The following is a 20,304-nucleotide window of genomic DNA, read 5'->3' on the forward strand; positions in this document are numbered from 1 at the left end:
GTTCTAGTTCCTGTCGCCCATGAGGCCGGCGGGCCGCGTCAGCAGCACGACGAGCATCAGCAGCGCGGGTAGGGAGGCGGACAGCGACGAGATCTTCAGGGTGAGAAGACCCCCGATCTGCCTGGCCTGCTCGCCGTAGCCAAAGATCTGCGCGACGTCCGCGAGCGAGACCTGGAACCCGACCGAGAACGAGGTGAGGAGGCCGATCAGCAGGGACGCAATGAAGGCGCCGAGAAGTGAGCCGAGGCCCCCCACGACCACGACGACGAAGGCGATGACGCTCATCTCCGCCGCCATTGTCGGGCTCGTCGTCAGGAGAGCGCCGCCCACCGCTCCCGCCAGGCCCGCCATCCACGCGCCGACGCCGAAGACCCCCAAGAAGACCAGGGGGACGTTATGGCCGAGCACGGAAACCATGCCCGGGCGTTCGACGGACGCGCGAACGACGATGCCGATGCGGGTCTTTTGGAGCAGCAGGTAGAGTAACCCCAGAAGCACCATCGCGACTGCGGCGACGAAGACCCGGTAGGAGGGAAAATTGGTTCCGAACAGCGAGAAAGCAGGGCCGCTCAAGAGCGAGGGAGGACGATAGGCGACCGGGAAATTGCCCCAGAAGAGCTTGGTCAGTTCCTCGAATACGAAGGCGACGCCGAAGGTCAGGAGGAGTTGCTGCGAATGCCCAAAGCCATGGACCCGCCTCAGCATGAAGCGTTCGATGAACATCCCCGTGGCCATCACGATCAAGGGCGCGATCAGCAGGGCCAGCCAGAAATTGGACATTCGGGCGATCGTGAAGGAGAGATAGGCCCCCAGCATGTAGAAGGACGCGTGTGCGAAGTTGACGATGCCCATCATGCCGAAAATGAGCGTCAAGCCTGCCGAAATCATGAAGAGAAGCAGGCCGTAGACGAGGCCGTTGAGCGTCGAAATTACGATGAATTCCATGCCGGGTTACCCTTGTCGAGAACGCCGGCTCCCTGACATCGGAAGCCGGCGTCCAAATCGCCTTGAACGCTGGCGTGTTACGACGGACGTTCCATCCGGCACCGCGGATCGACAGGCACCGCGCTGTCTTCGGGCGAGACGACTTTCAGGAGCCTGAAGCCCATATCGGTCCCGTCGACCTTGTAGCGAGCCTCCCTCGAGACCTCGGACACGGTCACGGGGAGAAGCACCTGGTGGTCCTCTCTCCTGAACGACCAACGGCCGGCCGGGCTCTCGTAGCTGGCATTCTCGAGGGCCAGGGCGATGGCCCGCATGTCGACATTCCCACCGGGCGTGCTGACCTTCTTCAGGGCTTCGCCCAGAAGCAGCGTCCCGAACGCGGTCGTCGGCTCTTCGTTGTAGGGGTAATGGCCGATCACCGCCTTGAAGTCTTCGGCGAAGGCTTCACCGGCCCTGCCACCAGCCTCCAGGTTGTAGAGCTTCACCAGGACGGCGCCCAAGGCCGAGGGCCCCATCGTGCTCAACGCCCCGGTCGTATCGAGACTGGTATTGCCGACGTTGATCTTGAGGCCGGCATCGCCCAGCGCACGCATGAACAGGATGATGTCGTTGCCCCAGTTCCCGCTCAGGATCGTGTCCGCGCCCGAGGCTTTGATCTGCGCGACGTAGGGTGAGAAGTCCTGGATCCTCGCGGTGTCGTGCAAGGTCGAGCCGACGATCTGCGCGCCGGCGGCCCTTACGTTGAGCGCCTGTGCCCTCTCGTGATCGACGCCGTACGAGTAGTTCTGATTGATGCTATAGACCCTGCTTCCCAGCCTGCCCGTATCCCGCATCGCGGTCACGAGCGCCCTGATCCTGATGAACGGGTTGCTGGCGACCTTGAACGCCCAGAAATGGCATTTGTCCGCGGTGAATTCCGCGGCTTCGGATCCCTCCATCATGAAGAGGATCTCTTTGCCCCTGTTGCGCAGGTTGTATTTGCGAATGTCTTCGGAGATCTGCGCGGTGATAGCCGAATTGGTCGATTGGATGATGATACGCGCGCCATCCGCGATGGCGGCCCTCAGCTTCTCGGCGGCGCCTGCGGTCTGATTGAGGCTGTCATATTCGGTGACGACGATCGGCTCGCCGTTGAAGCCACCCTGCTGGTTCAGCTTTGCGATGGCGTAACGGACGCCTTCGACGAAGGGGATGGCGGTTTGAGCGTTCGGCCCCGAGAACGCCTCGATCACGGCGATCCTGAGAGGTTCGGCATGCGCCGTGGCGCTGCCGAAGGCGCACAGGGCAGCGATGGCGGCCGAGCGAAGGTATTTTTTCATCGAATACTCCTTGGGCATCGTATTATAAGCTTTTTTTGAGAAGAAGAAGGCGCACGAAATCATCCCGCGAGCCAGGTCGGCTCGTGATGATTGAATTCGCTGCGTCAGATCTCGATCGCCATCGCTCGGTCGCTGGTCGCCCCGTCGAAGCGCACCCGAAACCATCGGGAGCCGGGCGCGATGCGGCGATCGCTCGCAGAGCTAATCAATTGATCGAGAAGGGATTTATGTTCCGGTTCAGCCGCCTTCCGCATGGGCGGTATGGGTCATTTCGTGGCTCCTCCCCCTTGTGCCGATGGTTTTCTTGTGCGATCAAACTTCGCATATAACGAGAATACGGTCGCACACCTCCCGAGGGCTGTCAACGAGGTGGCGCGCAGGGTCGGCCGGCGCGCAAGTATTCGATGTCGTGTTCAAAATAATGTTCGGGCGAACGAATGTTCGGCCATTGCCCTGTCTTCGGTGACGGGGCGCGAGACGTGGGCGGCCTCGCAGCCGGTCACCGGAAACGAAGGTAGGAAGCGGCTGATGAGTGCTCAACGCGAAGCGTGGTTGGATTTCTCGGGCAAGACCTGCGTGGTCACCGGAGCCGGCGGAGGTATCGGGCAGGAAATCGCGGCGTCGTTCGCCGCCTCGAAAGCGAAAGTCGTCGTTCTCGATCACAGCCGGGAGGGGGCGGAGGCGACGGAGACGATGATCCGCGACGCCGGCGGAACGGCGATTTCGATCGTTGCCGACGTGACGGATGCGACCGCGATCGATCGGGCCGTCGACCGGACGAAAGAAGCATTCGGGGACTGCCACATCCTCGTCAACAATGCCGGCATCCTCCGTTTCGGTCCGTTGGAAACGGTCGCTCCGGAAACGTGGGACCAGACGATCGCCGTCAACGTGAAAGGCTACCTGCTTTGCGCCCAGCGCTTCGGGGAGCGCATGCGGCAGCGCCGATCGGGAGCGATCGTCAACGTCGCGTCGATCGCAGCCACCGAACCCCATCCCTATTGCGGGTCCTACAGTGTGAGCAAGGCGGCGGTGGTCATGCTGACGCAGCAACTGGCATTGGAGTGGGGGCCGTCAGGCGTTACGGTCAACGCCGTCAGCCCCGGCTTCATACCGACCCCGCTCAATACCGAATTTTACGCGGTTCCAGGCGTGACCGAGCAGCGCAGCAAGCTCGTGCCTCTGCGCTCCCTGGGGTCGACGCGCGACGTCGCCCATTCGGTCATGTTCCTCGCCAGCGGCTTCGCCCGCTACGTCAACGGCCACAACCTCGTGGTCGATGGCGGGCTCTCGCATACCTCGATGATCCACGTCCCGCGGCCGGGCTACGACGACGGCGGACGCTAGCCGCACCCCGGTTCAGCACGATCGCGCACAAAGCCCCAGGAAAGAAATCAAATGTCGAATTCCGATCAAGCCACGACGGGTTGGTTGCCAGAGCGATATTCGCTCGCGAATCAAACGGCGGTCGTCACCGGGGGTGCCAAAGGCATCGGCGCCGCCATCGTTCGCGAACTCATGGCGCTGGGGTGTCGCGTGGTCGTGTGGGATCAGGACGTCTCCGGTGTCGAGACGATGCCTGGCAAGCTCGACGCCATCGCCGTCGACGTGACGAGCCAGGAAGCGATCGAGGCCGCCGAAACCCGAACCGCGTCGCTCATTGGTACGCCCGACATCCTGGTGAACAACGCGGGCATCCAGGGCCCGACGGTCCCGCTCCAGGACTATGAGAGGACCGCGTGGGATCGTGTCATCGCGGTCAACCTCACCGCTGTCTACGCGGTCAGCAAGATCTTCGTGCCGGGGATGAAAAAGCGGAAGTCCGGGCGGATCATCAACATCGCTTCGGTCGCCGGGATACGCGGCCTGACCGACGGATCGGCCTATGGCGCATCGAAGGCCGGGGTGATCGGCTTTTCCGTCGGGTTGTCCAAAGAGCTGGTGGCCGACGGCATCTCGGTGAACTGCGTGGCTCCGGCGCTCATCGATACGGACCTCAAGCTGCAGATGTCGGCCGACTTCATTCAGAAGGCGACCGATCGGGTGCCGATGGGACGTCTGGGCAAGGCGGAAGAAGTGGCGGCCACCGTGGCTTGGATCGCGACGCCGGCCTGCAGTTTCACCACCGGCGCGGTTTTCGACGTCGCCGGCGGGCGGCTCGGCCTGTAGCCGCCCCATGAGCGCGAACGGCCGGAGGGAGGATCGCTTCCGTCGGGCCCTTTCCCATTCACCTTCACCATGAAAGCGGCACAGAAAATGAGCCAGCAAACCGACATGCCCATCGTCCTTGTTACGGGCGCCGCCAGGGGTATCGGACTTGCGACCGCCAAGCGATTGGCGGCCGACGGTTTTCACGTCGTCATGACGGACGCCGACCGGCAAACCCTGGAAGCATCGGCGACGGCCCTTTCGCAGGCAGGCGCGCCATCCGTCGAGGCGCATCAACTCGACATCCGGGACGAGAGGGCCTGCGAGGCCCTCCTTGACCGGTTCACGCACATCGATGCGTTGATCAACAATGCCGGGGTCTTCGAGGTCAAGAAGACGGCCGAGCTGACGACCGACGACTTCAGGCGCATGTTCGACATCAACGTGATCGGAATGTTCGTGCTGGCGCGCGGTGCCGCTGCCCGAATGACATCGAGCGGGCGCATCGTGAACATCGCGTCCCGCGCCTATCTCGGCGCGGTTGACTATGCTCACTACGTTTCGTCGAAGGCCGCCGTCGTTGGCTTGACGCGCGCGCTGGCGCTGGAACTGGCGCCGCGCGGCATCCTCGTCAACGCCGTTGCGCCCGGCGTCATCGACACCCCGATCCTCGCCGCCTGGAGCGATGAAGCCAGGGCCAAGCTTGCCACCGCCCAACCCGTCGGTCGTCTGGGGCGCCCCGAGGACATCGCGGCGATGGTTTCGTTCCTCGCCTCGGCGAAGACCGAATTCATCACCGGTCAGACGATCCTCGTCGATGGCGGGCGCTCGCTCGGCGGGCTCGCGACCTGAGAGACGAATTCAGTTCCCCATGTGACTCCCAGGATACGCAAACGTACCCGCGCGGTACGTCGCAGAGGATCCAGAAATGCTTCAGTTGAAAGATAAGATTGCCGTCATCACCGGTAGCTCCTCGGGTATCGGTCTCGCCACCGCGAAGACCTTTCTGCGCGAGGGTGCCGTCGTTCTCGGCGTCGATCTGACCCCACCGCCGGCCGATTTCGCCGAGACGAAGAACTTCGCAGCGCTCCAGCTGGATCTCACCTCGCCAGGAGCGCCCGAGCGCGTCATTGCCGACGCGATGGCAAAGCACGGCCGCGTGGACGTGCTGGTCAACAATGCCGGTATCGGCAACTCCCGACCGGTCCTCGATACCAGCGACGAGGACCTGGCGCGCTACCTCAGCGTGAATATCGCGGCGCCTTTCGCGCTTTGCCGGTCGGCGATCGCCGTGATGAGGGGCAAGGGCGGCAATATCATCAATATCGCCTCGGTATTCGGGATGTTGGGAACAGCTCGCGCCTCTGCATATGCTGCGACGAAAGCCGGTCTGGCAGGGCTGACGCGGCAGTTGGCGGCCGAGTACGGCCGAGATGGCATCCGCGTCAATGCGGTTTCACCGGGGCTCATCGCCACCCCGCTGGTCCGCGAGCGGCTGGAAACGAACCCGTGGTTTCGACGGTCGATGATCGAGGATTGTCCGTTGGGCCGCCCGGGCCGCCCCGAGGAGATCGCGGAAGTGTGTGCCTTCCTCGCGTCCGATGCGGCAAGTTTCGTATCGGGCATCGTGATGCCCGTGGACGGCGGCTGGTCCAGCACCAAGTTCCTGCCCGAGCCCTACGCCCAGGCGGAAGCGGAATCGGTCTGATGCACGCCATCTCAAACGGCCAGGCGGCGGCCGAGGAGGCCGTGGACATCCTCGTCTTCGGCAGCGGGGCCGGCGGATTGGCGGCGAGCCTGTTTGCTGCCAAGCGCGGCCTGAAGGTGTTGCTATGCGAGAAGTCCAGCCTGCTCGGCGGCACGACCGCGACGTCGGGGGGCGTGCTTTGGGTGCCCGGCAATCGTCAGGCGCGGGAGGCGGGGATCGACGATACGATCGAAAACGCCCGCACTTACCTGCGACACGAGCTCGGCAACTATTATCGGGAAGATCTCGCCGAGGCCTTCCTGGAGAGCGCGGGCCCGGCAATCGACGATATCGAGGACGGCACGTCGGTCGCATTCGACCTGATCGCGTCGCCGGACTACCACCCGGATAGCCCGGGCGGCGTCGACAAGGGGCGCTCGATCATGGCGCGCCGCTACGATGGCAATCGGCTGGGAGCGGATTTCGCGCTGGTGCGTCCGCCGATGGACAGGCTCATGGTCTGCGGCGGCATGATGGTGGGTCCGGACGAGATTCCCGCCTTCGTCAGACCCTTCGCCTCCGTGGCGAACTTCAGGCGCGTCGTGGCAAGGCTGGCTCGGCACGGCCTCGACCGGCTCAGATATCGACGGGGTGCACAGGTCAGCAACGGCAATGCCTTGGTCGCGAGGCTGCTGCACAGCCTCAGGATGCACAAGGCCGACATCTGGGTCGATGCGCCGTTGAAGGAGCTGATACGGACCGGCAACCGCGTGGAAGGGGCGATCGTTGAAAGGAATGGACGCCTGGTTCGGGTGCATGCGCGGTTGGGAGTCGTTCTGGCGACCGGTGGGTTCCCTCAGGACCCCGCGCTGCGCCGCGAGCTCTCGGCTTCTTTCCCGCACGACCACTCGATGGCGTTCGAAGGAAACACCGGCGACGGCCAACGTGCGGCGCGCGCCGTCGGTGCGGTCGTCGACACGGAACTGGGCAGCCCTTGCCTCTGGACCCCTTCTTCTTTGCTGAAGGAACGTGACGGGAAGAACGTCCCGGTCATCTACGGTTATCTCGACCGGGGCCGCCCCGGGATCATCGCGGTCGATCCCGAAGGGCGCCGGTTCGTCAACGAGTCCAATTCGTACCACGACATCGTGGCGGCTCTGTTCGAACGCCGGGCATCGCTCGGCGCCGCCGCGAATGCCCGCTTCCACTTCATCTGCGATGCGGCCTTTGTCCGAAAGAACGGATTGGGCGCGATCCGGCCCTGGCCATGGTCGCCCAGTCTGTCGCCCTTCGTTCGGAACGGCTACATCACCACGGCTCGGACCCTGCCGGAGCTTGCGCGCAAATTGGGTATCGATCCCGCGGCCCTCACGGCGACCGTCGCGCGTCACAACGGGTTCGCCCAGACCGGCAAGGATATCGATTTCGGCAAGGGGTCGACCTCGTTCAATCGTGTCTGGGGCGATCCGGCCGCGGGACCCAATCCCAATCTGACGCCGATCGTGAAGGCTCCCTTCGTCGCCCTCCCGATCCTGCCGGCGACGCTCGGCACGGCAGTGGGCCTGAAGACCAACGGCGACGCGCAGGTGCTCGACGCATCGGGGGCCGTCATCCCGGGATTGTTCGCTTGCGGGAACGAATTGGCCTCGTCGATGCGCGGCTTCTATCCGGGGGGCGGGATCACCCTCGGTCCCGCGGTCGTGTTCGCTTACCGAGCGGTTCTGAAAAGCTTGGCGGCAGTCTGAGCACGTCCCGCGCCGTCAAGACGTCAATGGAGATGATCGATGCCCTATGCAATCAGCTGGATGGACGAGCCGGGAACCGCGGAGCTTCGCCTGGAGCTGCGCGGCGCGCACCTGGACTATATGCGCGAGAACCTCGCGCGCGTGCTCGCCAGTGGAGGACTGCTGGACGACCCCGGTGAGGTCGGCTTGGGCGGGCTGATCCTGCTCGATATCGACAGCAGGGAGGAGGCCGAGAATTTCGTGAAGGCGGATCCATTCTACACGGGCGGGCTCTATAAGAACCCGGTCATTACCCGTTGGAGGAAGGCCTTTTACGACGGGAAGGCCTTTATCTGAGCGGCCCTTGGATATCCTTCAAAACAGCGCTGGCTGAGCCATGCGGCGGCCTGGTGCCCGATGGCCTCGGGTGCAGGCGCCCCGACCGATTCCGGAAAAGGGGCAAGCTCGTCTTGCCCAGGCTGGTCCCGGCCATCCACGTCTTCATCGTCGCGGCGATGCGTGGATGGCCCGTGACGCCCATTGGACGCGCTTTTTGTCCGCTCCTCGCGCCGGCCTGGCTCCGGACTATGGCCTCCCACGTCCATCCACACGGATTTGTTAACCCAGGGCGGCGTTCCGATCATCCTTCCCGCTTGACCGATTTCTGATAACTGATAAATATCCAAAATCATCAGTCATCAAGAATCAGGTGTCATGACGGTCAAAGCACGCCTCACCCCGGAAGAGACCCGCGAGCGCATCCTTGAGGTGGCCGAGGAGCATTTCCGGCGTGTCGGTTATGCCAAGACCGCGGTTGCCGACATTGCCGGCGCGCTCGCCATGAGCCCGGCCAATGTCTATCGCTTCTTCCCGACCAAATCGGCGATCTGCGAGGAAATCGCTAAGCGCCTGCTCGCGGAAAGCACCGCCGAGGTGCGCGCCATTGCCGCGCGGGAGACCTCCGCCGCCGATCGTCTCGGCGAGATGGTCCTGGCCATCCACCGCTACAACAAGGGCAATTTGACCGAGGAGCGCCGGCTCCACGACATGGTCGAGCACGCCATGGTGGAGAGCTGGGGCGTCATCAAGGCCTATCTCGAAGGCCTGACCATGATCTTCGCCGACGTTATCCGCGAGGGAATGGTGGCGGGTGAATTTGCCATTCAAGATCCGATCGAAGCCGCCCTGTCGTTCAAGCAGGCCCATGTGACCGTGTTCCATCCGACCCTGATCGCGCATTGCGCCGGATTGGACATGATCGATGACCTGGAAGAGCAGGCCCGCCGCCTGACCCGTTTTGCGCTTCGCGCGCTGAAAGCCTGAGGAAACGCCGCCATGCGTCACCGCGTTCTCTCCCTTCTCACCGTTTCGCTGCTGGGCCTGGGGCTCGCGGCCTGCAATGACGGCAATGCCAAGACCGAGACGCGCGCCGGCGAGGGCGATGCCCGCGCCGTCGTGGTCGAGACCGTGCGGTTCCAGCCGCGCACCAGCGAGCGCAGCTTCGTCGGCAGCGTCCGTCCGCGCATCGAGAGCGATCTCGGTTTCCGCGTTTCCGGCAAGATCGCCGAGCGCCTGGTCCAGCAGGGCGAGCGGATCAGCCGCGGCCAGCCGCTGGCCCGGCTCGACGCGGCCGATCTCGCGCTGCAGAAGCAGCAGGCCGAAGCGGAACTGGCGGCGGCCGAAATCAATCTCAACGCCAGCGAAGCCCAGGACAAGCGTTCGCTCGACCTGAGGCGCGCCGGCTGGGCGACGCAGGCAACCGTCGACCAGCAGATCGCCCGCACCGCCGACCTGCGTGGCCGGCTCGACCGCGCCAAGCGGGCGCTCGACCTCGCCGTCAACCAGCTCGCCTATGCGACCCTCATTTCCGACGTCGACGGTCTGGTCACCGCGACGCTGGCCGAGCCCGGCCAGGTCGTGGCCTCGGGCACGCCGGTGGTCCGGGTGGCACGCGCCGGCGAGCGCGAGGCAGTGGTCGCGGTGCCGGAGGCGCTGATCGAGCGCGTGCGCACCGGCCAGGCGACGGTTTCGCTCTGGTCGAATGCCGGCAAGCGTTACGGCGCCAAGCTGCGTGAATTCGCCGCTTCCGCCGATCCGGCCACGCGGACCTTCCAGGCCCGCTTCACCATTCAAGATGCCGATGATGGCGTCGTCATAGGTATGACGGCGACTGTCACGGTCGGCGAGCCCGCGTCCGCCCGCGTGGCTCGCCTCCCTATCTCCGCGCTCTATTCGGAAGGGCGCGGCGCGTCGGTCTTCGTGGTCGATCCGGCCACCGGAGGACTGACGCTGAAGCCGGTCACCGTCGAGGGCTATGACGGCCGCGACGTGCTGATCGCCGGCGGCGTGGCCGATGGCGAGAAGGTTGTCGCGCTCGGCGTGCACAAGCTCGATGCCGGCCAGCGCGTGCGGGTGGTCGAGACCCGCAACTGAGAGGGCCGGACGGCCCCGTCAGAGCATCCGTCGCATCATCCCAGTCAGCGCCCGAGTTTCGCGGGAGAGGCCCCATGTCCGCCGCACACGACGCCCATGATCCGTCCCTGACCCGGAACAACTGGTCGCATTGGGCGGTGACCCATCCGGCGCTGGTCCTGTTCATGATCCTGGCGCTGGTCGCCGGCGGGGCCTTTTCCTATTTCCGGCTCGGCCGCGCCGAAGACCCGTCCTTCACCATCAAGGTCGCGGTCATCACCGCCGTCTGGCCGGGCGCCACGGCGCGCGAGATGCAGGACCAGGTCGCCGAGCGGATCGAGAAGAAGCTGCAGGAGCTGCCCTGGTTCGAGCGGGTGCAGACCTATACCAAGCCCGGCTTCACCGCGATGCAGCTGGTGTTCCGCGACAATACGCCGGCGCGCGACGTGCCGACCCTGTTCTACCAGACCCGCAAGAAGCTCGACGATCTGCGCGGCGAGCTGCCGGCCGGCCTGATCGGCCCGAACGTCAACGACGAATATGGCGACGTCGATTCGGTGCTCTACACGCTGACCGGCGACGGCGCGAACTATGCCGAATTGAAGCGCATCGCCGAGCGGCTGAAGAGCCGGCTGCTGCGCGTGCCCAATGTCACCAAGGTCAATCTCTACGGCGCCCAGGACGAGCGCATCTTCGTCGAGTTCAGCCATGCCAAGCTGGCCACCCTGGGCGTACCGGCCTCGGCCATTTTCGAAAGCTTGCAGCGGCAGAATGCGGTGGTGCCGGCGGGCACCATCGACACCGGCTCGGTGCGTGTGCCGCTGCGCGTCACCGGTGCGCTCGACGGCGTCGCGGCGGTGGCGGCGACACCGGTCGAGGTCAATGGCCGGATCTTCCGGCTCGGCGACATCGCGACCATTACCCGCGGCTTCGTCGACCCGCCGACCTTCCTGATCCGGCAGGAAGGCCAGCAGGCTCTGCTGGTCGGCGTGGTCATGCAGAAGGGCGCCAATATCACGACGCTCGGCGAGGAGCTCGCCAAGGCCCGCGACGAATTCCGCCGCGATATTCCCGTCGGCATCGAGCTCGGCCAGATCGCCGATCAGCCCAAGGTGGTCGAGCACGCGATCTCGGAATTCGCCCGCTCCTTCCTCGAGGCACTGGCGATCGTGCTCTTCGTCAGTTTCGTGTCGCTCGGCTGGCGCACCGGCATCGTGGTGGCGCTGTCGGTGCCGCTGGTGCTCACGGTGGTGTTCATCGCCATGTTCGCGCTCGGCATCGACCTGCATCGCATCTCGCTCGGCGCGCTGATCATCGCGCTCGGCCTCCTGGTCGACGACGCGATCATCGCGGTCGAGATGATGGTGGTGAAGATGGAGCAGGGCTGGGACCGCCTGTCGGCGGCCGGCTATGCCTGGACCTCGACCGCCTTTCCCATGCTGACCGGCACTCTCGTGACGGCCATCGGCTTCCTGCCGGTCGGCCTCGCCAATTCATCGGTCGGCGAATATGCCGGCGGCATCTTCTGGGTGGTCGGCCTGGCGCTGATCGTCTCCTGGTTCGTCGCGGTGATCTTCACGCCCTATCTCGGCGCCAAGCTGCTGCCGGATTTCCACAAACTGGAGCAGCGCAAATATGAGCGCGCGGCGGCCCGCGCCGCCAAGCGCGGCAAGCCGGCGCCGCCGCGGCCGGATCATTCCGACCCGCATGCGATCTACGAAACCCGCATGTACCGAATCCTGCGCCGTGCCGTCGGCTGGTCGGTCGACCACAAGTTCTTCGTGGTGGCCAGCACGCTGGTGGTGTTCGTCGCCTCGGTGGTCGCCTTCGGCCGTGTCCAGCAGCAGTTCTTCCCCATCTCCGAGCGGCCCGAGCTGTTCTTCGAGATGCGCATGCCGCAGGGCACGGCAATCACCGCGTCGCTGGAAACCGCCAAGCGGGCCGAGGCCATGCTCAAGGGCGACAGCGATATCGAGACCTATACGACCTATGTCGGCCAGGGCTCGCCGCGCTTCTGGCTCGGCCTCAATCCGCAGCTGCCGGACGAATCCTTCGCTCAGATCGTCATCATCTCAAAAGACCTGGAAGCCCGTGAGCGCATCAAGGCGCGGCTCGAGGCCGAGGTCGCCAGCGGCAAGTTGTCGGAGGCGCGGGTGCGCGTCGACCGCTTCAATTTCGGCCCGCCGGTCGGCTTCCCCGTGCAGTTCCGGGTGATCGGCACCGAGCCGCAGGCGGTGCGCGACGTGGCGATCAAGGTGCGCGAGGTCATGCGCGCCAATCCGAATACCCGCGATGCCCATCTCGACTGGAACGAGCAGTCGCCCTCGGTGAAGCTGGTGGTCGACCAGGACCGCGCCCGCTCGCTCGGCCTCAATGTCCAGGACGTGGCGCAGACGCTGCAGACGCTTTTGTCCGGCGTCACGGTCACCAGCGTGCGCGACCGCACCGAGCGCGTCGACATCGTGGCGCGTGCCGTCGGGCCGGAGCGCGTCGATCTCGGCCGTATCGGCGATCTCACCATCATCGCCCGCGGCGGCGTGCCGGTGCCGCTCGCCCAGGTCGCCCGCATCGAATTCGAGCAGGAAGACCCGATCCTGTGGCGGCGCAACCGCGACCTGACCATGACGGTGCGCTCCGACGTGCGCGACGGCATTCAGCCGCCGGTCGTCAGTGCCCAGGTGCAGGCCGCGCTGAAGGACGTGATCGCCACATTGCCGGTCGGCATGCGCATCGAGCAGGGCGGCGCGGTCGAGGAATCGGCCAAGGCCAACAGCTCGATCTTCATCCTGTTCCCGGTCATGCTGCTCGCCATGCTGAGCGTGCTGATGCTGCAGCTGCAGTCGTTCTCGCGGCTGTTCCTGGTGTTCTCGACCGCGCCGCTCGGCCTGGTCGGCGCCTCCTTCGCGCTCAACGTCACCGGCGCGCCCTTCGGTTTCGTGGCGCTGCTCGGCCTGATCGCGCTCGCCGGCATGATCATGCGCAACACGGTCATCCTGGTGCAGCAGATCGACGAGGACCAGGCCAATGGCTATTCGCTGCACGACGCGATCATCGAGGCGACGGTGCGCCGGTCCCGTCCTGTGGTGCTGACCGCGCTCGCCGCGATCCTGGCCATGATCCCGCTGGCGCGCTCGCTGTTCTTCGGGCCGATGGCGATCACCATTGCCGGCGGCCTGTTCGGCGCGACCATCCTGACGCTCTTGTTCCTGCCGGCGCTCTATGCGGTCTGGTTCCGGGTCAAGCCGGCGCACAAGCAGGAAACCTCCGCGGCGCCGGCGCCCATCGGGCAGTTGCAGCTGCCGATGGCGGCAGAGTGACGGTCTGACCTCGTGATTCCCCGCCTTCGCGCCCTTATGGCGCGAAGATCAGGAAGACATAGGTGGCGAACAGCACCAGGTGCACCACGCCCGGCAGGATGTTGGTGCGGCCGCCGCCAAAGGTGACCAGGCTGACGCCGAAGGTCAGGATCAGCACCACCATGTCGCGGTTGTCGAGGCCGAGGCCGATCGGCTGGTTGAGCACGATGGCGACCAGGCAGACCGCGGGAATGGTCAGGCCGATGGTCGCAAGCGATGAACCGAGCGCCAGGTTGAGGCTCTTCTGCAGCTCGTTGCGCTTGGCCGAGCGGACGGCGGCGATGCTCTCCGGTAGCAGCACGAGCATAGCGACCAGCAGGCCGATGGCGCCGATCGGCGCGCCGACGAAGTTGACCGCGATCTTGACCGATGCGGCGAAATGCTTGGCGAGCAGCACCACGCCGACCAGTGCCAGCGTCAGCAGTGCCACGCTCTGGGCGACCGCGCGATTGTCGGGCACATGGGCATGTTCGTCGGGCGTGGAAACGCCGGAATCCGACAGGAAATAGTCGCGGTGCCGCACGGTCTGGACATAGAGAAACACGCCGTAGAGCACCAGCGTCGCCACGCCGACATAAACGAGTTGGGAGACGTTGAAGAACGGCCCGGGCACGCTGGTCGTGTAATTGGGCAGGATCAGCGTCAGGGTCGCAAGCGGCATCAGCACGACCAGATAGGCGCTGGCGCCGGGCAGGCGGAAGCCCTGTTCGCCATAACGCAGCCCGCCGAGAATGATGCAGATGCCGACGAGGCCGTTGCACACCACCATGACCACGGCGAAGACCGTTTCGCGCGCCAGCATCGGGCTGCCGTCGCCGGCCAGCATGATCGAGACGATCAGCGCCACCTCGATGATGGTGACGGCAAGGGTGAGCACCAGCGTGCCATAGGGCTCGCCGGTACGGTGGGCGACCACGTCGGCGTGATGGATGGCGGCGAAGACGGCGGCGACCAGCACGGCGAATTCGATCAGGGGCCAGACCACGGCGGTGCCGGGAATGGCATTGATCAGCCCGGGGGCAAAGGTACCGATGACCGCGACGACAAGCGCGAGAATGGGCGTGATGACGGATTTTGGGCGCCGGCCGGCGGTCATGCGGGGTGTTCCATTGTTCTGGGTGCTGCCGCACAGTGCGGGCGATCGTCCGCGGGTTCAACCCCGTGTGACCACGGAAACGGCGATTGACCGGCTTTCCCGGGGCGGCCTAGCGTCGCAAGATCTGTCGCGACTCACGGAGCCGGTTCGTCATGGCGCCAGCCGATAGCATGATGCGCACCCTGGCCGGGCTGGTCGCGGCCCTGATGACCATGGTCGTTCCGGCCGCCGCGCGGCCGGCCGACGATATCGCCGCGGCGCGGGCCTGGGATATTCTCGGCACCTGGCGGATCGATTGCGCCGCGCCGCCGAGCCGGGCCAATGGCAGCCTGACCTATGCGGTTCGCGACGGCCGCCTGGTTCATCCGCGCGATTTCGGCGACGTTCGCGACGAATTGCAGGTGCTGTCGGCACGCGTGCTGGCGAACGGACGGTTCGAATTCGTCATTCGGTTGCCGGATGGCGACCAGCGCCGCAGGTTCACCCTGACCAGGGGGGATGACGGGCGCATCCGCGTGATCGACAATGTCGCGGTCGGAACCCGCAACTACTCGATCCGCGACGGTGCCCTGGTCGCGACCGGCAAGCCGAGCCGTTGGCAGACCCGATGCGAGACGGAGGGTGTCGGGGCGTCCGGGCCGGCGTCGGTCACCCCCGCCGCGCTTTCGGCGACAACCGTCCCCCACGGCCCGATCTCACGCGCGCGGTGGTTTCAAGGGCTGTGACGCCGGTCTCGAATCCGCTTTGCTGGCTGCCCTGACAGGATGCGCCCGACATGGCCAAACAGTCCATCCCGCACCCGATCCTCTCGACCCAGCGCCTGCGCCTGCGCCAGTTTCGTGCCGAGGACGCGGACGCGATGCATGAATGTTTCGCCGATCCCGCGGCGATGCGCTTCTGGAACCAGCCGGTCTATACGAAGCGCATCGAAACCGAGCGTAGCGTACGCAACTTCATCGACTGCACACCGTCCTATTATCGCTTTTGGGCGGTGGCCGATGCCGGGACCGATCGCTGTCTCGGTCTCGTCAATTATCACGACGGCCACATTCGCAGCCGGCGCGCCAGCATCGGCTATATGATCGATCCGGCGCGCCACCGGCAGGGCATCGCCACCGAGGCGGTTTCGGCCATGCTCGACTTCTGCTTCGGCGAACTCGGCCTGCACCGGCTTCAGGCCTTCATCCACCCCGACAACAGCGCCTCGATCGCGCTCGCCGAAAAGCTCGGCTTCCGCCGCGAAGGCCTGTTGCGGGACAACCTGCGCGTCGGCGACCTCTGGCGCGACGATCTCGTCTACGGCCTGCTTTCGAGCGATCGGAGGAGCCGGGCCTGACGTCGCATTGCGCGTCTCAGCCAGCCGTTTCGAATTCTTTCCTCACCGCCGCGATATCGGCCAATGTCGGCAGGCTCGTCTCATTGCCGAGATGCTGGACCGAATAGGCGGAGGCCGCGCGGGCGAACCGGAAATGCTCGTCCCAGCCGGCATCGGGATGCGCCAGCCAGGATGCCACATAGGCGCCGTGGAAAATATCGCCGGCGCCATTGGTGTCGATCACCCTGATGGCGGGCACCGCCAGCGCCGGCATGGCGTGGGTAGCGGCCTTTTCGTCGATCCAGATCAGGCCGCGCTCGCCGAGCGTCACCGCGCCGATGCGGCAGCCCCGGGCATGCAGATAGGTCAGCATTTCCCGGGGCGTGAGCTCCATCTGCTCGCAGAGCCGCTCGGCGACCACGGCGATATCGATGAATTCCAGCAGTTCATGGGTGTTGGAACGCAGGCCGCCGCCGTCGAGCGAGGTGGCGATGCCGGCATGGCGGCAGGCCTTGGCATAGGCGATGGCGGCGTCCGGCTGGTGGCCGTCGAGATGCAGGATGCGGCAGCCGGACAGATTGAGGTTGGGGAAGGGATGCAGATAGTCGTCGTCGCGGGCGCGCAGGATGGCGCGCTTGCCGTCATTGGGGATGACGAAGGAGAGCGAGGAGCGTTTCACCGGGCGCGGATGCAGGAACACGCCGTAGCGGGCCGCCATGTCGGAGAACATCCGGCCGAGCCAATCATGCGCCAGCGAGGCCAGAAGGTCCGGCGCGACGCCGAGCTTGGCGGCGGCGAAGGCGGCGGTCACCGCGTTGCCGCCGAAGGAAATGGCGTAGTCCCTGGCCACGGCCTTGTCGTCGCCGGAGGGAATGGCGTCGGCGACCATGGTCACGTCGATATAGGTCTGCCCGATGAAAAGCGCTTGCACGATCACTCTCGATGCTGATTGCCAAAATCACCCGCGAGAGTGGCCGAGATGAGGCCGAGGTCCAAGAGTGGCGCGGCCAAGGCTGCCTTGCATCGCCCTCAGCCGATGAAATCCGCGCGCATCGGCGCGAAGGTATCGACCAGCTCGCCGGCCTCCAGGCAGAGCGCCGAATGCACCACGTCGGTCGGCACGATGAAGCTGTCGCCGGCCTTCAGGATGCGTTTGACGCCGCCAATGGTCATTTCGAACCGGCCGCTGGCCACCAGCGTGCACTGGATATGCGGATGGTGGTGGGCAGCGCCCACCGCGCCGGTCTCGAAGACCACCCGGACCAGCATGACGGTGGCGTCGTAGCACAGGATCTTGCGCTTCACGCCGCCGCCGAGATCCTGCCACGGCACGTCGCCGTCATGCAGATAGATGTCGCTGCCGATCATGTCGGTTCTCCCGGTCAACGCGCCAGCCAGCCGCCGTCGACGGCGAGCACGGTGCCATGGACATAGCTTGCGGCATCGGAGGCGAGAAACACGGCGGCGCCGCCGAGTTCGCCCGGATCGCCCCATTTGCCGGCGGGAATGCGCGCGAGGATGGCGGCGTTGCGCTCCGGATCGGCGCGTAGCGCCTGGGTATTGTTGGTGACGAAATAGCCCGGGGCGATGGCGTTCACATTGATGCCTTTGGCGGCCCATTCGCAGGCGAGCAGACGGGTCAGGCCGGCAAGCCCGCTTTTCGACGCGGTATAGGAGGGGATGCGGATGCCGCCCTGGAACGACAGCATCGAGGCGATGTTGATGATCCGGCCGCGGCGGTGCTCGGCGACCATGCGGCGGGCCACCGCCTGGCTGAGGAAGAACACCGACTTCAGGTTGACGTTCATCACGTCGTCCCAGTCGGCTTCGGTGAAATCGAGCGAGTCGGCACGCCTGATGATGCCGGCATTGTTGACCAGGATGTCGATCGGGCCGGCCTGGCTGGAGGCCTCGGCGACGACCGGCTCGATCACGTCGATGGTGGCGAGATCGGCCTTGATCGCCAGGAACCGGCGGCCGAGCGCGGTGACCGCCGTCTCGGTCTCGTCCATGGCCGAGCGACCGACGGCGACGATGTCGGCGCCGGCGACCGCCAAGGCGATGGCGATCGCCTGGCCGAGGCCGGTATTGGCGCCGGTCACCAGGGCGCGGCGGCCGGCAAGCGAAAAATTGACCGGGTTCGTCATGGCGATCACCGAAGGTCCGCCATGGGCACCATATCCATGTCGGCGAAGTCCTGGTTGTCGCCGCCCATGGCCCAGATGAAGGAATAGGCCGCGGTGCCGCAACCGGAATGAACCGACCAGCCGGGCGAGAGGATCGCCTGTTCGTTGGCGACCACCAGATGGCGCGTCTCGGTCGGCTCGCCCATCATGTGGAACACCCGGGCGTCGGCCGCGAGATCGAAATAGAGATAGGCCTCGCAGCGCCGGTCATGGACGTGGCTCGGCATGGTGTTCCAGATATTGCCGGGTTTCAGTGTGGTGAGGCCCATGACGAGCTGGCAGGAGGCGACCCGGCCAGGGATGATATATTGCCGCAGCGTGCGGGTATTGGCCTGTTCCTGACTGCCGAGCTCGATCGCATTGGCGTCGGCCTCGCGCACCAGCACCGTCTTGTGGCGGGCATGGGCCGGCGTGCTCAGCAGGTAGAACTTGGCGGGATGGGCGGCATCCAGGCTCTCGAGCTGCACCTCCCTGGTGCCCATGGCGACGTAGAGCATGTCGCGCAGGTCGACCTTGAAAGCCTCGCCGTCGCAGGTGACCCGGCCCGGGCCGCCGATATTGCAGATGCCGAGCTCGCGCCGTTCCAGGAAAGTCTCGGTGCCGATCGCCTTGGCGGTTTCGAGCTTCAGGGGCGCCACCGTCGGGGTGATGCCACCGACCACCAGCCGGTCGACATGCCAATAGGTCAGCTTGATCTCGCCGGGATGGAACAGGCTTTCGATCAGGAAGTGGCGGCGGAGCGCGGCGGTGTCGTAGCCGGCGGCGGCTTCAGGGTGAGAGGCTTGACGAATGTCGATGGTCATCGAAATCCCCGATGCGGTGAGGCTGAAATCAGCGGAACAGGTTGGGCAGCCAGAGCGAGAAGCCCGGGACGTAGGTGATCAGGAGCAGCACGGCGACGGAGGCGCCGTAGAACGGCCAGATGGTGCGCATGCTCTCGGCGATCGTCACCTTGCCGATCGCGCAGGCGACGAATTGCACCGAGCCCACCGGCGGCGTGTTCAGGCCGATGCCGGCATTGAGGATCAGGATCACGCCGAAATGGATCGGGTCGATGCCGAAGGCTTTCACCACGGGCAGGAAGATCGGCGTGCAGATGATGATCATCGGCGCCATGTCCATGAAGGTGCCGAGCACCAGCAGCACGATGTTGATCAAGAGCAGGATGACGATCGGGTTGTCGGAGAGCTGGCGCATGAAGGCAATCGTTGCCGCCGGCACCTGCAGGAAGGCCATCAGCCAGCCGAAGGCGCCGGCCGTGCCGATGACCAGCAGCACCATGGCCGTGGTGCGCACGGCGCCGAGGGTCGCATCGACGAACTCGCGCCAGCCGAGCTGACGATAGACCACGAATGTCAGCAGCAGCGCATAGACGACCGCGACGCACGAGCTCTCGGTGGCGGTGAACACGCCCGAGCGGACGCCGCCGAAGATGATGCCGATCAAGAGCAGGCCGGGAATGGCGACGACCAGCGCGCGGGCGATCGCCAGCCCGCCGGGAAAGGACTCGGCGGGATAGCCGCGCCGGACCGCGACGATATAGGCGGTGATCATCAGCGCCAGCGCGAGCAAAAGGGCCGGCACGATGCCGGCGGTGAACAGGTCGGCGATCGAGATATTGCCGCCGGCGGCGAGCGAATAAATGATCATGTTGTGCGATGGCGGCACCAGCAGCGCGATGATCGCCGCATTGGCGGTGACATTGACCGCATAGTCCCGGTCATAGCCGCGCTTGGCCATTTGCGGGATCATGATGCCGCCAATGGCGGAGGCATCCGCCACCGCCGACCCCGAAATGCCGCCGAAAAAGATCGAGGCCAGCACGTTGACCTGGCCGAGCCCACCCCTGAGATGGCCGACGAGCGTCGCCGCGAAGGCGATCAGCCGGTCGGCGATGCCGCCGCGCATCATCAGGTCGCCGGCATAGATGAAGAAGGGGATGGTCAGCATGGCGAAGGCGTTCATGCCGGAATTGATCTGCTGGAACACCACCATCGCCGGCAGGCCCATATAGACGACGGTGGCGAGCGAGGCGATGCCGAGGCAGAACGAGACGGGCGTGCCGATCAGCAGGAGACCGCCGAACACGCCGAAGAGAATCCAGAGTTCCACGACG

The 20,304-nt window shown here is 65.5% G+C and carries 19 protein-coding genes; 11 read left to right on the forward strand and 8 right to left on the reverse strand.

Features of this window, described 5'->3' with window-relative positions; all coding sequences use genetic code 11:
- Nucleotides 1–3: 3 nt before the first annotated feature.
- Nucleotides 4–945: a branched-chain amino acid ABC transporter permease gene (locus AC07WJ_RS05350; RefSeq protein ID WP_494933470.1), complete on the reverse strand. Its 942-nt coding sequence runs from the start codon at nt 943–945 to the stop codon at nt 4–6.
- Between the two features lie 77 nt (nt 946–1,022).
- Nucleotides 1,023–2,264, reverse strand: a complete 1,242-nt coding sequence (locus AC07WJ_RS05355; RefSeq protein ID WP_494933471.1) for an ABC transporter substrate-binding protein — start codon at nt 2,262–2,264, stop codon at nt 1,023–1,025.
- Nucleotides 2,265–2,792: 528 nt separating this feature from the next.
- Here AC07WJ_RS05355 and AC07WJ_RS05360 point away from each other — a divergent pair.
- The 9 genes from AC07WJ_RS05360 to AC07WJ_RS05400 all read left to right on the forward strand — a co-directional run bounded on the left by AC07WJ_RS05360 (nt 2,793) and on the right by AC07WJ_RS05400 (nt 13,552).
- A complete protein-coding gene (locus tag AC07WJ_RS05360) occupies nt 2,793–3,611 on the forward strand; it encodes an SDR family NAD(P)-dependent oxidoreductase (protein ID WP_494933472.1) in 819 nt (272 codons plus the stop codon).
- Between the two features lie 51 nt (nt 3,612–3,662).
- Complete coding sequence (locus AC07WJ_RS05365; RefSeq protein ID WP_494933473.1) at nt 3,663–4,433, forward strand: SDR family NAD(P)-dependent oxidoreductase; 771 nt, start codon at nt 3,663–3,665, stop codon at nt 4,431–4,433.
- Nucleotides 4,434–4,520: 87 nt separating this feature from the next.
- Nucleotides 4,521–5,264: an SDR family NAD(P)-dependent oxidoreductase gene (locus AC07WJ_RS05370; RefSeq protein ID WP_494933474.1), complete on the forward strand. Its 744-nt coding sequence runs from the start codon at nt 4,521–4,523 to the stop codon at nt 5,262–5,264.
- A 76-nt stretch (nt 5,265–5,340) separates the two neighbouring features.
- Entirely contained in the window at nt 5,341–6,120 is a 780-nt protein-coding gene (locus AC07WJ_RS05375; RefSeq protein WP_494933475.1) for an SDR family NAD(P)-dependent oxidoreductase, read from the forward strand.
- Entirely contained in the window at nt 6,120–7,844 is a 1,725-nt protein-coding gene (locus AC07WJ_RS05380) for an FAD-dependent oxidoreductase (protein ID WP_494933476.1), read from the forward strand. Before AC07WJ_RS05375 ends, AC07WJ_RS05380 begins: the two co-directional genes overlap by 1 nt.
- A 39-nt stretch (nt 7,845–7,883) precedes the next feature.
- Complete coding sequence (locus AC07WJ_RS05385; RefSeq protein ID WP_494933477.1) at nt 7,884–8,180, forward strand: YciI family protein; 297 nt, start codon at nt 7,884–7,886, stop codon at nt 8,178–8,180.
- A gap of 357 nt (nt 8,181–8,537) precedes the next feature.
- Nucleotides 8,538–9,146: a TetR/AcrR family transcriptional regulator gene (locus AC07WJ_RS05390; RefSeq protein WP_494933478.1), complete on the forward strand. Its 609-nt coding sequence runs from the start codon at nt 8,538–8,540 to the stop codon at nt 9,144–9,146.
- Between the two features lie 12 nt (nt 9,147–9,158).
- Nucleotides 9,159–10,256 (forward strand): efflux RND transporter periplasmic adaptor subunit, encoded by a 1,098-nt coding sequence (locus tag AC07WJ_RS05395; RefSeq protein ID WP_494933479.1) that lies wholly within the window; start codon nt 9,159–9,161, stop codon nt 10,254–10,256.
- A gap of 107 nt (nt 10,257–10,363) precedes the next feature.
- A complete protein-coding gene (locus tag AC07WJ_RS05400; RefSeq protein ID WP_494933840.1) occupies nt 10,364–13,552 on the forward strand; it encodes an efflux RND transporter permease subunit in 3,189 nt (1,062 codons plus the stop codon).
- A 34-nt stretch (nt 13,553–13,586) separates the two neighbouring features.
- Here AC07WJ_RS05400 and AC07WJ_RS05405 read toward each other — a convergent pair whose 3' ends face one another.
- The gene (locus AC07WJ_RS05405; protein ID WP_494933480.1) at nt 13,587–14,687 is read right to left on the reverse strand and encodes a calcium:cation antiporter; all 1,101 of its coding nucleotides are present in this window, start codon (nt 14,685–14,687) and stop codon (nt 13,587–13,589) included.
- A 152-nt stretch (nt 14,688–14,839) separates the two neighbouring features.
- Here AC07WJ_RS05405 and AC07WJ_RS05410 point away from each other — a divergent pair, with 152 nt between their 5' ends.
- Nucleotides 14,840–15,412 carry a hypothetical protein gene (locus tag AC07WJ_RS05410; protein WP_494933481.1) on the forward strand — a complete coding sequence of 191 codons (573 nt, stop codon included), beginning with the start codon at nt 14,840–14,842 and terminating at the stop codon, nt 15,410–15,412.
- Between the two features lie 50 nt (nt 15,413–15,462).
- Nucleotides 15,463–16,023: a GNAT family N-acetyltransferase gene (locus AC07WJ_RS05415; protein WP_494933482.1), complete on the forward strand. Its 561-nt coding sequence runs from the start codon at nt 15,463–15,465 to the stop codon at nt 16,021–16,023.
- A gap of 16 nt (nt 16,024–16,039) precedes the next feature.
- On the opposite strand, the gene AC07WJ_RS05420 is transcribed toward AC07WJ_RS05415, so the two are convergent.
- The 5 genes from AC07WJ_RS05420 to AC07WJ_RS05440 form a co-directional block, all read right to left on the reverse strand.
- Nucleotides 16,040–16,933: a PfkB family carbohydrate kinase gene (locus AC07WJ_RS05420; RefSeq protein ID WP_494933483.1), complete on the reverse strand. Its 894-nt coding sequence runs from the start codon at nt 16,931–16,933 to the stop codon at nt 16,040–16,042.
- A 98-nt stretch (nt 16,934–17,031) separates the two neighbouring features.
- Nucleotides 17,032–17,370: a cupin domain-containing protein gene (locus AC07WJ_RS05425; protein WP_494933484.1), complete on the reverse strand. Its 339-nt coding sequence runs from the start codon at nt 17,368–17,370 to the stop codon at nt 17,032–17,034.
- Between the two features lie 14 nt (nt 17,371–17,384).
- Nucleotides 17,385–18,149 (reverse strand): 2-dehydro-3-deoxy-D-gluconate 5-dehydrogenase KduD, encoded by a 765-nt coding sequence (gene kduD, locus AC07WJ_RS05430; protein ID WP_494933485.1) that lies wholly within the window; start codon nt 18,147–18,149, stop codon nt 17,385–17,387.
- A gap of 5 nt (nt 18,150–18,154) precedes the next feature.
- Nucleotides 18,155–18,991, reverse strand: a complete 837-nt coding sequence (gene kduI, locus AC07WJ_RS05435; protein ID WP_494933486.1) for a 5-dehydro-4-deoxy-D-glucuronate isomerase — start codon at nt 18,989–18,991, stop codon at nt 18,155–18,157.
- Nucleotides 18,992–19,019: 28 nt separating this feature from the next.
- On the reverse strand, nt 19,020–20,300 hold the full coding sequence (locus AC07WJ_RS05440; protein ID WP_494933487.1) for a TRAP transporter large permease: 1,281 nt from the start codon (nt 20,298–20,300) through the stop codon (nt 19,020–19,022).
- Between the last annotated feature and the right edge of the window lie 4 nt (nt 20,301–20,304).

This window comes from Phreatobacter sp. GW821-FHT04C01 (assembly GCF_059420385.1).

Bases quoted from the DNA above. Each gene is read 5' to 3' on its own strand.
- AC07WJ_RS05425 (WP_494933484.1), bottom strand. From the start codon at position 17,370: ATGATCGGCAGCGACATCTATCTGCATGACGGCGACGTGCCGTGGCAG.
- AC07WJ_RS05380 (WP_494933476.1), top strand. From the start codon at position 6,120: ATGCACGCCATCTCAAACGGCCAGGCGGCGGCCGAGGAGGCCGTGGAC.
- AC07WJ_RS05415 (WP_494933482.1), top strand. From the start codon at position 15,463: ATGGCCAAACAGTCCATCCCGCACCCGATCCTCTCGACCCAGCGCCTG.
- AC07WJ_RS05350 (WP_494933470.1), bottom strand. From the start codon at position 945: ATGGAATTCATCGTAATTTCGACGCTCAACGGCCTCGTCTACGGCCTG.
- AC07WJ_RS05385 (WP_494933477.1), top strand. From the start codon at position 7,884: ATGCCCTATGCAATCAGCTGGATGGACGAGCCGGGAACCGCGGAGCTT.
- AC07WJ_RS05395 (WP_494933479.1), top strand. From the start codon at position 9,159: ATGCGTCACCGCGTTCTCTCCCTTCTCACCGTTTCGCTGCTGGGCCTG.
- AC07WJ_RS05410 (WP_494933481.1), top strand. From the start codon at position 14,840: ATGGCGCCAGCCGATAGCATGATGCGCACCCTGGCCGGGCTGGTCGCG.
- AC07WJ_RS05390 (WP_494933478.1), top strand. From the start codon at position 8,538: ATGACGGTCAAAGCACGCCTCACCCCGGAAGAGACCCGCGAGCGCATC.
- AC07WJ_RS05370 (WP_494933474.1), top strand. From the start codon at position 4,521: ATGAGCCAGCAAACCGACATGCCCATCGTCCTTGTTACGGGCGCCGCC.
- AC07WJ_RS05360 (WP_494933472.1), top strand. From the start codon at position 2,793: ATGAGTGCTCAACGCGAAGCGTGGTTGGATTTCTCGGGCAAGACCTGC.
- AC07WJ_RS05405 (WP_494933480.1), bottom strand. From the start codon at position 14,687: ATGACCGCCGGCCGGCGCCCAAAATCCGTCATCACGCCCATTCTCGCG.
- AC07WJ_RS05365 (WP_494933473.1), top strand. From the start codon at position 3,663: ATGTCGAATTCCGATCAAGCCACGACGGGTTGGTTGCCAGAGCGATAT.
- kduI (WP_494933486.1), bottom strand. From the start codon at position 18,991: ATGACCATCGACATTCGTCAAGCCTCTCACCCTGAAGCCGCCGCCGGC.
- AC07WJ_RS05375 (WP_494933475.1), top strand. From the start codon at position 5,341: ATGCTTCAGTTGAAAGATAAGATTGCCGTCATCACCGGTAGCTCCTCG.
- AC07WJ_RS05355 (WP_494933471.1), bottom strand. From the start codon at position 2,264: ATGAAAAAATACCTTCGCTCGGCCGCCATCGCTGCCCTGTGCGCCTTC.
- kduD (WP_494933485.1), bottom strand. From the start codon at position 18,149: ATGACGAACCCGGTCAATTTTTCGCTTGCCGGCCGCCGCGCCCTGGTG.